Origin of the sequence: Anaerovibrio slackiae, assembly GCF_009695585.1 — a bacterium.
GTDB lineage: Bacteria > Bacillota > Negativicutes > Selenomonadales > Selenomonadaceae > Anaerovibrio > Anaerovibrio slackiae.
In genome coordinates this window covers 191,321-203,324 of record NZ_VUNR01000002.1, presented here as the reverse complement: position 1 = coordinate 203,324, position 12,004 = coordinate 191,321, and the positions used below count along the sequence as shown (strand labels likewise).

The window sequence follows — 12,004 nt, the reverse complement described above, 5'->3', positions numbered from 1 at the left end:
TTAAACTGTTTGTCATGTTGTTTAGCCATTCTGAAATCCTCCTCAAGATAGGTACATATATTGTACCATGTCATGAACTTATTTAGGATTTCTCATTTTGACTTGTACTATTTATATTCTAACTCCAAGTAAATTATCTAGGGAGGATTGTAGCGATGGATAAGACTGGAGAAGTTGTTATAATGAGCATTGCTTTTATATTTTTATTTGCATTAACGTTTAGGGATGTGCTAAAGATTCTGTCACTAGTACAGTTACGACGTTTGGATACATCTGTTATTATATGCATTAGTTTGATAATAGTGATAGATTCATCGCTATGGTACTTATGGTTTTACATATATAGCCATATTAATTGAAGGCTGGAGTAGTAAGAAAGGAGCACTAAGATGGATAAGAATGAAGAAAATGCAAAAAACGAAAACGAGATTAAGGATCTAACGAATGCAATAAATTCTTTAAAGTCAACATTATATTTAATTGCAATGCTAGCCTTTATCATATGGTATTTCAGTTCACATTAATATTTGTGGATGCAGGTTATATTACGAAGGGGGATAATGTTATGGTCGAAAAAAACTATAATGGTGAAATTTCCAAAAAAGAAAAACTCATTCTGGAAAGTGAAGAAAAGATTCAGATGTATAAGGAAAAAATCAAGAACTTGAAAGCAGATATAAAAATGTTGAAGCAAAAGAAGGCAGAGGCTTTCAGCAAGAAATTTTTGGATATGTGCGAGAGAGGGCAGGTGGAGCTGACAAATGAGAATCTGGAGAAATTTTTTACTGCAACTGGCATTGAGGTTCCGGCGGCACCAGCGAAAACGAGCCATAAGAAGAAAGCAGAATCTTCGCCAGGAGAAAATTCAGAAGCGGTATCGGATGCCGGGCAATTGAGTTTTATGAACAACAATGAATTTTAGGAGCAAACATGAGATTATTTATAGCGGAAAAGCCTAGCCTTGCCTTGGCGATAGCAACAGGCCTGGGCAGTAAAAATCGCAAAGACGGATATTATGATTGTGGCGATGATATTGTCACATATTGCTTTGGGCACATTATGCAGCAGTGCAATCCGGACGAATATGACGAAAAGTATAAAGCTTGGAAAATGGAAACATTACCGATTATTCCTGTGAAATGGAAACTCAAAGTCAGCCCTGATTGTAAAAAACAATACAATATTATCAAACAGCTGGTAAGCAAAGCTGATGTAATCGTCAATGCAGGTGATCCGGATCGAGAAGGGCAGCTGCTGGTGGATGAAGTCCTTAACGAATTTGGAGTATTTACTCTAGGTAATAGCAATTACAAACCAGTGCAAAGAGTTTTGCTAAATGCATTGGACGATAAGTCAGTTAAGATAGCATTAAGCAACTTAAAAGATAATCGGGAGTATGTTGGATTGCGTAACTCTGCCTTGGCACGGGCCAGGGCAGACTGGCTGATCGGCATGAATTTCACCAGAGCCTATACATTAAAAGCACGGTCTGCCGGATATGACTTAAAACTTAGTATTGGCAGAGTACAGACACCGACTGCTGCATTGATAGCCCGTAGGGAACTTGAAATCAAAAATTTCAAGCCTGTGGAGTTTTATAATCTGCTGGTTACTTGGCAAACAGGCAAGAATTCGTTTGGTTCAACTTGGCAGATAACAGATGATTGCCCTGGGACAGATTCAGAAGGGCATATCATTGACAGGGCGATTATCAATCAAATCAGTAAAAAAATACAAGGTGTTACTGGTACTGTTATCAAGGTTGAGCAAAAGCCTGGCAAAAGCCCGCAACGATTGCCATACAGTTTATCCAGTTTGCAGATCGATGCAGGGAAGCTATACGGTTTTTCGCCACAACAAGTGCTGGATATACAGCAATCGCTCTATGAGAAAAAGCTGACAACTTATCCGCGTTCTGATTGTGAGTATCTGCCGGAGAATCAGCTCAGTGACATTAGTAGTATATTGAATAACATAAAATCAATATCTGATGAGCTGTATACATTGGTGCAAGGTGCAGATATTAAAATACGGAGTCGGGCATGGAATGATAAAAAAATTACTGCGCATCATGCAATCATTCCCACCACAGTAAAACCGGATTTTGCGAAGCTGAGTAGTGATGAGAAAAAAATGTATACCTTGATTGCCAGAGCATATTTGGCACAATTCTATCCGGCCAAAACATTTCTCACGACTACTATTTTGACAGAAGCTAATGGTGAGGTTTTTAAAACGACTGGCACAGTTATCCAGGAGTTGGGATGGAAAAAGCTATATACACAGGCTGCAGATGATGATACTGATGAAGAAATATCTTTGCCTAGCATTAAAGAAGGAGAATATGTTGAGTTTGGCGGCAGTGAGATTAAGGCTGGCATTACGAAGCCACCGGCCAGGTTTACGCCATCCACAATCATCAAAGCGATGAAGGAAATTTGGAAATATGTCAAAGATGAAAACTTAAAATCTTCATTAAAAGAATGTTCTGGAATTGGCACTGAAGCTACCAGAGCAAGCATCATAGAAACAATCCAGGAACGTGGTTATGTGAAAGTGGAAAAGAAAAATTTAGTGCCTACGGAAGTAGGTTTTCTACTATTGAAGATAGTGGATGAAAATATGACTTATCCTGACATCACTGCTAAATGGGAGCAGGATCTTGATGCGATCAGTAAACGGGAATTACCTATCAAGGATTTTATGGCAAAACAGGAAGGGTACATCCAAAATCTTCTCAAGAATTTAGATAGTATTCAGATAGAGCAAGCGAAAGCAGCTTATGTCTGTCCTAACTGTCAAAAGCCGTTGCGGCGTATAAAGGGAAGCAAGGGATTCTTTTGGTCATGCTCAGGTTATCCGGAATGTAAAACTTCATTTCAGGATAAAAATGGTAAGCCTAACATGGAACCGAAACCTAAGCCACCAGCTAACGGACCAAAGTGCCCTAAATGCGGTAAGCCGCTTGTGCAGCGCAAAGGCAAAAAAGCAAAATTCTGGGGATGTACGGGCTATCCAGATTGCAAAGAAATGTTTTGGGATAAGAACGGCAAGCCGGACATGGAGGATTGTTAGCATGTCAGAAATAACTTGCTTTTTAGGTGATTGCTTGTATGAAATGGACAAAATCGGTAATAGCTCCGTAGATATGATTTTGACTGATTTGCCGTATGGAACCACACAAAATTCATGGGACAGCAATATAGATTTAAAAAGGCTATGGAAGCAATATCTTCGCATAATCAAAGAAAATGGCTGCATCGCCTTATTTGCCCAGGCACCTTTCGATAAAGTATTGGCATGTTCAAACTTATCTATGTTTCGTTATGAGTGGATTATACATAAAACACGTGCAACTGGTCATCTGAATGCCAAAAGAGCCCCGCTTAAAGGACATGAAAATGTATTAATTTTTTATAAAAAGTTACCTACATATAATCCCCAGATGACCTACGGACATTCTCCTGTACATACATATATGAAGCATGGGGGAGATGGAAGTTGTTATGGTGCTACTAGGCCGGGCGTAAAAGGTGGTGGAAGTACAAGCAGATACCCGGTGGATATACTGTCTTTCAAGTGGGACACTCAGAAATCCTCTCTGCATCCTACGCAGAAACCTATTGCAATGTTAGAATACTTCATAAAAACGTACACAAATGAGGGGGATGTCGTTTTAGATAGTTGTATGGGAAGTGGCAGTACTGGAATTGCATGTAAAAATACAAATAGGAAATTCATTGGCATTGAGATGGATAAAAATTATTTCAATATAGCCTTGAACAGACTTTCATAAGCAAGGAGGGAAGATATTTGGTCAGGACTGGGGCACCCTGTATGAATTGCCAGGATAGGTATATAACATGTCATAGCTCTTGCGCTGCATATAAAGAGTGGAGCCGGGCCAGGGAAAAAGCCAGGCATGAAGATATTTTTTCTCACATGTGGAGCAATTCAAAGTTATTGACGTTTAATCAGTGGACTAAGAGCCGTGTAAATCGCTGGCAAAAATAATAGGTAATTGGAAAGGATGATAAGTTATGAATCATTGGTGTGGTAGTGGAAATGTATCTACGGATGTTCAGATCAGATACACAACGAGCGGAACTCCAGTGGCAAAGTTCAATCTGGCCATACGGGATACTTTCAAAAAAGATGCAGCAACTACATTTATCCAGGTTAATGTGTGGGATAAGTTAGCTGAGGCGTGTGTCAATAATGTGTATACTGGCGATAAGATTGTCGTGGAAGGTAAGTTAAAATCTACGACATATGATTCAAAAAAATATCCAGGCGCCAAAATAACCCAGCATTATATTGAGGCATATCATGTAGAATTTGATCCGAGAAATATCGGTAAGAAGCCATCTGGAAATGAGTATACAGATGATATTCCATTTCCATCTGAAGCATCTACAGTGACTGCTGCTACTGTCATTGATGAAAGTTCATTTACAGGTGGTGGACAAGCTGGAACAAAGCAGGATGAAACCAGTATTTTTGGTGGGCATGAAGTTCAGGAAGAAATTCCTTTTTGAAGGATAACAAAGAAGGCAGCCAGTGTGTACGCACAGGCTGCTTTCTTTGAGTAGAATTGTAGTTTGGTCGAATTGTGAATTTACCTTTCAATATTGCACCAGATATAATGTTTAGTGTAAAATATTGCTGTTATCCGCTGCATAAGCGGCTTAGAAAGTTATAGTTTTCCCAGCAAACGGCTTGATGTCAGTTATCCGCTGCATAAGCGGCTTAGAAAAGCAAATCAGCTGAAATGCTGGATTGCTGGAAGTTATCCGCTGCATAAGCGGCTTAGAAAACCAAACGTGGTAAGTCTGCGGTTTTTCAAAGGTTATCCGCTGCATAAGCGGCTTAGAAAAAAGAAAAAGCACTAGCACAAAAAGACAAACTGTTATCCGCTGCATAAGCGGCTTAGAAATGCATGTCCAAGAAAATGGCGTTGAGATAGTAGACAGGATTAAGTCCATAGGGCAAAAGATTCTGGCAGATGAGCTAGCAAGAAAAGCAAATCAAAATAAAGGCCGGTGATTTATAAAGAATCATTCACCTGATGATAGTTTTGTTTTAGATATATGAGTGGATTTTTATACAAATTTGTGCTAATCTATCTATGTGAAATTTCGATATGTATAAACATTCATGAACGTTTTGGTGCCAAAATGTGCATTTTGTGTGGGCATAGAATCGGTAGGTTGTTGTTTATAGGTGAATTTTAAGTAAAATATTACTCGTAGAAGTGCGTTAATTCACTTAGTGAGCGTATATGAACAATAACCAAATATCTCCAAAACCGTAGGTTGTGAGTTCGATTCTTACTGCCCCTGCCATTTTTTTACGGAGCAGTACTCAAGAGGCTGAAGAGGACGGTTTGCTAAATCGTTAGGGTCGCAAGGCTGCGGAGGTTCGAATCCTCTCTGCTCCGCCATCTTGGAAAATGAAGCATCAAACTTCGGTTTGATGCTTTTTTCATATTTGTTGGGAGAAAGGAAGAAGCTATATGAAGACATTGGGGTTAATTGGCGGCATGAGCTGGGAAAGCACCATTCCGTATTATAGGATTATCAATGAAATTGTAAAGGACAGGCTGGGAGGACTGCATTCTGCCAGGATTATTCTCTACAGTGTGGAGTTTGCGGAGATAGAAAAATGTCAGTCTACTGGCGATTGGGCCAGGTGCGGGGAAATAATGGCTGATGCTGCAGTGAAGCTTCAGCAGGCAGGGGCTGACTATATTGTCATCTGTACCAATACCATGCACAAGTTAGTGCCTGACATGCTGGCAAAGTTGCATATTCCCATTATCCACATTGCCGATGCGACGGCAGAAATGCTAAAAAAGCAAGGCATAAAAAAGGCGGCACTGCTGGGAACGAAATACACCATGACTCAGGATTTTTATAAGCAGCGTCTGATTGACAATGGCCTGGAAGTTGTAGTGCCGGAGGCAGATGACATCACCCTGATCAATGATGTCATATACAATGAATTGTGCCGGGGGGAAATCCGGGAGGAATCCCGCAGGCAATATGCCGAAATCATCAGCAAGCTGAAGGAGGAAGGAGCCGAGGGTGTAATCCTGGGCTGCACGGAAATCGGCCTTCTGGTGAGGGCGGAGGATTCCGTCCTGCCGGTTTTTGACACGACAGTGATTCATGCTGCAAGGGCGGCAGAGATGGCTTTGGAAGACTAGAAGGGATGCTGAATTTTTCTCTTAATTTGCTGAACATAGCCATTTTTTCTATTGCAATTTATTTCAAAATAATGTAAGATAAGTGAGTATTTTAGTTTCGCCGGCTTGGTTTTCTAGTCGGCGTATTCTTTTTTATTAGCTTCATGAGGAAGTAGAGGAGGATTAGAAATGAATGAGGCTTTAGAGAAATTTTTTCATCTAAAGGAGCATGGTACTAATGTCCGTACAGAGGTCATTGCCGGTATTACCACTTTTATGACAATGGCGTACATTCTGGCAGTAAATCCTAGTATTCTGGGGACTACGGGCATGGATGCAGGTGCAGTATTTGCAGCTACTGCCATTGGTGCCTGCGTTGGTACATTGATTATGGCGTTTCTCGCCAATTATCCCTTTGTACTGGCACCGGGCATGGGGCTGAATGCTTTCTTTGCCTTTACCGTAGTGGCACAGATGGGGTATTCCTGGCAGATTGCGCTGGCTGCTGTATTTGTGGAAGGTATTATTTTTATTATTTTGTCCCTTACCAAAGTGCGTGAGGCGATTTTTAACTGCATTCCGCCAGCACTGAAATACGGTGTTACTAGCGGTATTGGCTTGTTTATCGCTTTCATTGGCCTGCAGAATGCCAAGATTGTGGTGGATGGACCTACGCTGGTGGGACTGTATCCTTTCCGCGCCGCTTTGATGGATGGTTCTTTCCATACTGTTGGCATGGGTGCACTGCTGGCACTTTTAGGAACCTTGTTCACTGCCGTGCTGATGGCCAAGAAGGTACCTGGCGGTATTCTTTGGGGCATTCTTGGCACCTGGGTTGCAGGTATTGTCTGCGAGCTGACCGGGCTTTATGTGCCGGATCCTGCCCAGGGCATGTTCTCTGTTATGCCGAGCTTTGCTAACGGCATTGCTATTCCTAGCCTGGCACCGACCTTCATGCAGATGGATTTCAGTGCCATTGCTACCCTGAACTTTGTGACTATTGTTATCACTTTCATGTTCGTAGACTTGTTTGATACTTTGGGAACCCTGATTGGCGTTGCTTCCAAGGCTGATATGCTGGACAAGGATGGCCGCCTGCCAAATATCAAGGGCGCCCTTTTGGCTGACTCCGTTGCTACTACTGCCGGTGCAGTGCTGGGTACTTCCACGGTTACTACTTTTGTGGAAAGCTCTGCCGGTGTAGGCGTAGGCGGACGTACCGGACTGACTGGCATTGTCAGCGCCGTGCTGTTTGCCCTGAGCTTGTTCCTGGCACCTATTTTCCTGGCAATTCCGGCTTTTGCTACAGCACCTGCTTTGATTGTGGTGGGCTTCCTGATGCTAAGCAGCCTGATGCGCATCAATTTTGATGATTTTACCGAGGCTGTGCCTGCTTATATCGCCACTATCGCCATGCCGTTCATGTACTCCATTTCCGAGGGCATTTCCATGGGCGTGATTTCCTATGTTATCATCAACCTGTTCAGCGGTGCTGCCGCCAAGAAGAAAATCAGTCCTGTAGTGTATGTACTGGCTGTAATTTTCGTTCTGAAATACATTTTTGTATAAAAATATTTGTATAAAAAGAATTGACACATCAGGCTTCAGATGGTAAAATGTATCAATGTGAGTGCACTGCAACAGTTTGCAGATGCGCTTTCCCCAACCGCACAATGAGGTTTGTAAATGAAGTGCCTCAGGGCGTTTCTACCGTAATTGGCGAGTACAATAACAGGGAGGTGTAAGAGAATGTACGCAATTATTCAGACTGGTGGCAAGCAGTACAAGGTTGCTGAGGGCGATACTGTACTGGTTGAGAAGCTGGAGGCTGCTGAGGGTGATGTTGTTACCTTTGATCAGGTTCTGACCGTAGTAAAGGACAGCGATGTTGTTGTTGGCAAGCCAGTAGTTGATGGTGCAAAGGTTACCGCAAAGGTTGAGGCTCAGGGCAAGGGCAAGAAGATTCTGGTCTTCAAGTACAAGGCTAAGTCCAACTATCGCAAGCGCCAGGGTCATCGTCAGCCGTTTACCAAGGTTGTTATCGAGAAGATCGAAGCTTAATTATTTGAGATAAATGATTGAGATAAAGGTTTATCGCAATTCCCAGGGGAGGATATCCGGCTATGATGTCCGTGGCCATCACGGGGAGTATGGCAGTGATATTGTCTGTGCCGGGATTTCGTCATTAGCACAGACCGCCTTGAAGGGCGTAGGGCAGCACTTACATCGCGAAGTTGATTATAGAGTAGCGAGTGGTGACTTGCATGCAAGGCTCAAGGGTGTTCCCGATGAATTAACTGATGCAATTTTAGAGACAATGCTTATTGGATTCTATGATATCCAAGAGTATGATCCGGATGAAATTAGTATTTCAGTGGTACAGGAGGTGTAACCCTGATGTTTAAGTTTGATTTACAGCTGTTCGCTCATAAGAAAGGTGTATCCAGCACTCGTAACGGCCGTGACAGTGAGGCAAAGCGCCTTGGTGTCAAGGAGCAGGCTGGCACTGTTGTAACCGCAGGCAGCATTATCGTTCGTCAGAGAGGAACTCATTTCCATCCTGGCAATGGCGTAGGCATCGGCAAGGATGATACCATCTATGCAAAGATTGCTGGTCGTGTTGCTTTCGAGCGTAAGGGACGTTTCAACCGTCAGGTTAGCGTTTATGCAGTAGAAGACGCTGCTATGTAATAGTAAAGAGATACCTGCGCCTGAACGGGTGCAGGTATTTTTTTAGTTATATGCTATATGGCTATATAACTGGCGGTTATATGTTATGCGATGTATGCTGTATGTCATATGTTATGTATATATATTATATGTTACATAGTTATGCGGATGTTAGATGATGTATAAAAAGCTGGCATTGTTTTCAATACCAGCTTTTTATACATCATCAGATTTAGAAGGAGGCAAGGTATGCAGTTTATTGACAGAATTACTATCAAGGTTACGGCAGGCACGGGCGGCCATGGCAAGTCCGCCTTCCGTCGCGAGAAATTTGTAGCCAAGGGCGGCCCATCCGGCGGTGACGGCGGCCGGGGCGGTGACGTGATTTTTCGGGTGGACAACAATATGAACACGCTGCTGGATTTCCGCTATCATCGCAAATTCACAGCCAAGAACGGTGAAAATGGCGATATAAAGAATCAGTACGGCCATAATGCGCCTCCTTGCATTGTCAAGGTTCCTCAGGGAACCCTGGTCAAGGATGCGGATACCGGCGAAATCCTTGCTGACCTGACGGAGCTGGGACAGGAGGCAGTGATTGCCAAAGGCGGCCGTGGCGGCAGGGGCAATGCCAAATTTGCCAACAGTGCCAACCGCGCCCCGACCTTTGCCGAGTTTGGTGAGCCGGGGGAGGTAAAGAACCTGCTGCTGGAGCTGAAGCTTCTGGCAGATGTGGGGCTGGTGGGCTATCCTAGCGTGGGCAAGTCCAGCCTGGTGTCCAAGGTTTCCGCGGCGCGGCCGGAGATTGCCGAGTATCATTTTACTACTATTACCCCTGTGCTGGGCGTGGTGAACGTAGGCGAACTGGGGGATGAGAAGACCTTCGTCATGGCTGATATTCCGGGGCTGATTGACGGTGCCTCCGAGGGCGTGGGCCTGGGGCATGATTTCCTGCGCCATGTGGAGCGCACCAAGATTATCGTGCACATTGTGGATGCTTCCGGCATCGAGGGCAGGGATCCTGTGGAGGATTATTACAAGATAAATAAGGAACTGAAGCTGTACAGCGAGAAGATTGCCCGCCGTACCCAGATTCTGGCTGCCAACAAGATGGACTTGCCTGGGGCGGAAGAAAATCTCCAGCGCCTTCGGGAGCTGGCAGATAAGGAAGGGATTCAGCTTTTCCCTATCTGTGCGGCCACGGGACAGGGGCTGAAGGAGTTAATCAATGCAGTGGCAAAGGCTCTTGACGAATATGTGGAGGAACCTGATGCCGAGGAAGGCGAGAAGGTTTACGAGGCACAGGCGGAGGACCCGGATAAAATCACCATCAGCAGGAATATTTCCGGCGAGTTCGTGGTCAGCGGCAAATCCCTGGAAAAGCTGGTTGCCATGACCAATTTCGGCAACGACGAGGCACTGCGCCGCTTCCAGTATATCTGGCGCATCAAGGGTATCGACAAGAAGCTGCAGGAACGGGGCATCAAGGAAGGTGAAACCGTCCACATCGGCGATATGGAATTTGAGTACAGAGAGTGAACATTCGTGAGATAGCGTAAGATTATACAGGGAGGATAAACATTGATAAAGAATACTTTGACCGGCAAGCAGAAGCGTTTTCTGCGCTCTATGGGCATGACAATTGACCCTGTTGTCAATATGGGCAAGGAGGGGGTTACCCCTACTGTGGTACAGGCTGCCTTGGAGGCCATCAAGAAGCGTGAGCTCATCAAGGTGCGGGTGCTGCAGAACTGCTTCGAGGAGCCAGAGGATGCCATTACGACACTGGCTGAGCGGTGCAATGCTGACCTGGTGCAGGTAATCGGCCGCAACGGGCTTTTGTTCCGCCGCAATTTTGACAAGCCGAAAATCCAGCTGCCAAAGTAATTTTGGTAATTAATTTGGAAGATAAATACAGGCTATAGATACCCAAGACAAGAAAAACAGGATGTTGTACATTCATGAAAGGATGATTTGCCATGAATACCCGTGAACAGATAAAGGATGCCAAGCGTATAGTCGTCAAGGTCGGAACCAGCACCCTTCTGTACCCCAATGGCAAAATCAACCTTTACAGGATTGAGCATCTGGCCAGGGAGCTTTCGGATCTTGCCAGCCAGGGGCGGGAGGTCATCCTGGTGACATCCGGTGCCATCGGGGCAGGCATGGTGCGCATGGGGCTTTCGGAGAGGCCGGACAGCATGCAGGAAAAGCAGGCCCTTGCTTCTGTGGGGCAGGTGCTTTTGATGCACCTCTACGACAAGTTTTTTACGGAGTACGGGCAGGTGGCAGGACAGGTGCTCCTGACCAAGGAAAATTTTGCCAATCACAATCAGTACATCAATGCCAGGAATACCCTGATGGCCATGCTGAAATCGGGGATTATCCCGGTGATTAACGAGAATGATGCGGTAACGGTGGCAGAGGTGAAAATCGGTGACAATGATACCCTGTCTGCCACTGTGGCTGCCATCGTGGATGCCGATGTGCTGATTATCCTGTCGGATATTGACGGGGTATACGATGCCAATCCCCAGACACACCCGGAGGCGAAGCTATTGTCAGAAATAAAGGAAATAACCTCCGGGGTGGAAGCTATGGCAGGAGGCGCAGGCTCCGCTGTAGGCACCGGTGGCATGGCTACCAAGATTGAGGCGGCGAAGATTGCCACTGCTGCCGGTGTTACCATGTTTATTGCCTCCGGCGGTGAAAATGGCATGCTGGGCAGGATTATTGCCGGTGAGGATGTGGGCACGGTATTTCCGCCCAAGGATGCCCATCTCAGGGCAAGGAAGGGCTGGCTGGCCTTTGGCAAGCGCATTTCCGGCATCCTGGTGGTGGACGAGGGCTGCGTAAAGGCGTTAAAGAAGGGCTCCAGCCTGCTGGCTGCCGGTATTCTCGCCACGGAGGGGGAATATACCGCAGGCAGCACGGTACGGGTGCTGACAGCTGATTATCAGGAGATTGCCCGGGGCACTATCGCTTATGATGCAGCTGCCGTAGCAAAAATCAAGGGCAGGAAGACCAGCGATTTTACGGATATTCTCGATGGGGAAATTCATGACGAGGTAATTCATCGTGATAACATGGTCCTTATGATATAATATAGACGGAGCAGATCGGAAAAACGAATGTGGTTTTGGAGGG

At 45.0% G+C, this 12,004-nt stretch carries 13 protein-coding genes, 1 tRNA gene and 1 CRISPR repeat array; all 14 genes read left to right on the top strand.

Annotated elements, in window-relative coordinates; translation table 11 throughout:
• The first annotated feature begins 389 nt into the window (after positions 1–389).
• On the top strand, positions 390–524 hold the full coding sequence (locus FYJ84_RS14750) for a hypothetical protein (RefSeq protein ID WP_268878676.1): 135 nt from the start codon (positions 390–392) through the stop codon (positions 522–524).
• A gap of 41 nt (positions 525–565) precedes the next feature.
• On the top strand, positions 566–922 hold the full coding sequence (locus FYJ84_RS01885) for a hypothetical protein (protein ID WP_154405557.1): 357 nt from the start codon (positions 566–568) through the stop codon (positions 920–922).
• 8 nt (positions 923–930) lie between these two features.
• Complete coding sequence (locus FYJ84_RS01880; RefSeq protein ID WP_154405555.1) at positions 931–3,075, top strand: DNA topoisomerase III; 2,145 nt, start codon at positions 931–933, stop codon at positions 3,073–3,075.
• Between the two features lies 1 nt (position 3,076).
• A complete protein-coding gene (locus FYJ84_RS01875) occupies positions 3,077–3,796 on the top strand; it encodes a DNA-methyltransferase (RefSeq protein ID WP_205764050.1) in 720 nt (239 codons plus the stop codon).
• A gap of 244 nt (positions 3,797–4,040) precedes the next feature.
• On the top strand, positions 4,041–4,538 hold the full coding sequence (locus FYJ84_RS01870) for a single-stranded DNA-binding protein (RefSeq protein ID WP_154405554.1): 498 nt from the start codon (positions 4,041–4,043) through the stop codon (positions 4,536–4,538).
• A 129-nt stretch (positions 4,539–4,667) separates the two neighbouring features.
• A CRISPR array of direct repeats spans positions 4,668–4,936; the repeat unit is 28 nt; unit sequence GTTATCCGCTGCATAAGCGGCTTAGAAA.
• Between the two features lie 418 nt (positions 4,937–5,354).
• Positions 5,355–5,443: transfer RNA gene (locus FYJ84_RS01865), tRNA-Ser, on the top strand.
• Positions 5,444–5,515: 72 nt separating this feature from the next.
• On the top strand, positions 5,516–6,208 hold the full coding sequence (locus FYJ84_RS01860; protein ID WP_154405553.1) for an aspartate/glutamate racemase family protein: 693 nt from the start codon (positions 5,516–5,518) through the stop codon (positions 6,206–6,208).
• Between the two features lie 168 nt (positions 6,209–6,376).
• Entirely contained in the window at positions 6,377–7,756 is a 1,380-nt protein-coding gene (locus tag FYJ84_RS01855) for an NCS2 family permease (RefSeq protein ID WP_154405552.1), read from the top strand.
• 180 nt (positions 7,757–7,936) lie between these two features.
• Positions 7,937–8,248, top strand: a complete 312-nt coding sequence (gene rplU, locus FYJ84_RS01850) for a 50S ribosomal protein L21 (protein ID WP_154405551.1) — start codon at positions 7,937–7,939, stop codon at positions 8,246–8,248.
• Positions 8,249–8,261: 13 nt separating this feature from the next.
• Positions 8,262–8,579 carry a ribosomal-processing cysteine protease Prp gene (locus FYJ84_RS01845; protein ID WP_154405550.1) on the top strand — a complete coding sequence of 106 codons (318 nt, stop codon included), beginning with the start codon at positions 8,262–8,264 and terminating at the stop codon, positions 8,577–8,579.
• Between the two features lie 5 nt (positions 8,580–8,584).
• Positions 8,585–8,878, top strand: coding sequence for a 50S ribosomal protein L27 (gene rpmA, locus FYJ84_RS01840; protein ID WP_154405549.1), 294 nt, complete (start codon positions 8,585–8,587; stop codon positions 8,876–8,878).
• A 228-nt stretch (positions 8,879–9,106) separates the two neighbouring features.
• Positions 9,107–10,396, top strand: coding sequence for a GTPase ObgE (obgE, locus tag FYJ84_RS01835; protein WP_154405548.1), 1,290 nt, complete (start codon positions 9,107–9,109; stop codon positions 10,394–10,396).
• 42 nt (positions 10,397–10,438) lie between these two features.
• Positions 10,439–10,744, top strand: a complete 306-nt coding sequence (yhbY, locus tag FYJ84_RS01830) for a ribosome assembly RNA-binding protein YhbY (protein ID WP_154405546.1) — start codon at positions 10,439–10,441, stop codon at positions 10,742–10,744.
• A 92-nt stretch (positions 10,745–10,836) separates the two neighbouring features.
• On the top strand, positions 10,837–11,961 hold the full coding sequence (proB, locus tag FYJ84_RS01825; protein ID WP_154405544.1) for a glutamate 5-kinase: 1,125 nt from the start codon (positions 10,837–10,839) through the stop codon (positions 11,959–11,961).
• The last annotated feature ends 43 nt before the right edge of the window (positions 11,962–12,004 follow it).

What these genes read in the sequence shown, in the direction of transcription:
- FYJ84_RS14750 (WP_268878676.1), top strand. Translation starts at nt 390, where the DNA reads ATGGATAAGAATGAAGAAAATGCAAAAAACGAAAACGAGATTAAGGAT.
- FYJ84_RS01885 (WP_154405557.1), top strand. Translation starts at nt 566, where the DNA reads ATGGTCGAAAAAAACTATAATGGTGAAATTTCCAAAAAAGAAAAACTC.
- FYJ84_RS01880 (WP_154405555.1), top strand. Translation starts at nt 931, where the DNA reads ATGAGATTATTTATAGCGGAAAAGCCTAGCCTTGCCTTGGCGATAGCA.
- FYJ84_RS01875 (WP_205764050.1), top strand. Translation starts at nt 3,077, where the DNA reads ATGTCAGAAATAACTTGCTTTTTAGGTGATTGCTTGTATGAAATGGAC.
- FYJ84_RS01870 (WP_154405554.1), top strand. Translation starts at nt 4,041, where the DNA reads ATGAATCATTGGTGTGGTAGTGGAAATGTATCTACGGATGTTCAGATC.
- FYJ84_RS01860 (WP_154405553.1), top strand. Translation starts at nt 5,516, where the DNA reads ATGAAGACATTGGGGTTAATTGGCGGCATGAGCTGGGAAAGCACCATT.
- FYJ84_RS01855 (WP_154405552.1), top strand. Translation starts at nt 6,377, where the DNA reads ATGAATGAGGCTTTAGAGAAATTTTTTCATCTAAAGGAGCATGGTACT.
- rplU (WP_154405551.1), top strand. Translation starts at nt 7,937, where the DNA reads ATGTACGCAATTATTCAGACTGGTGGCAAGCAGTACAAGGTTGCTGAG.
- FYJ84_RS01845 (WP_154405550.1), top strand. Translation starts at nt 8,262, where the DNA reads ATGATTGAGATAAAGGTTTATCGCAATTCCCAGGGGAGGATATCCGGC.
- rpmA (WP_154405549.1), top strand. Translation starts at nt 8,585, where the DNA reads ATGTTTAAGTTTGATTTACAGCTGTTCGCTCATAAGAAAGGTGTATCC.
- obgE (WP_154405548.1), top strand. Translation starts at nt 9,107, where the DNA reads ATGCAGTTTATTGACAGAATTACTATCAAGGTTACGGCAGGCACGGGC.
- proB (WP_154405544.1), top strand. Translation starts at nt 10,837, where the DNA reads ATGAATACCCGTGAACAGATAAAGGATGCCAAGCGTATAGTCGTCAAG.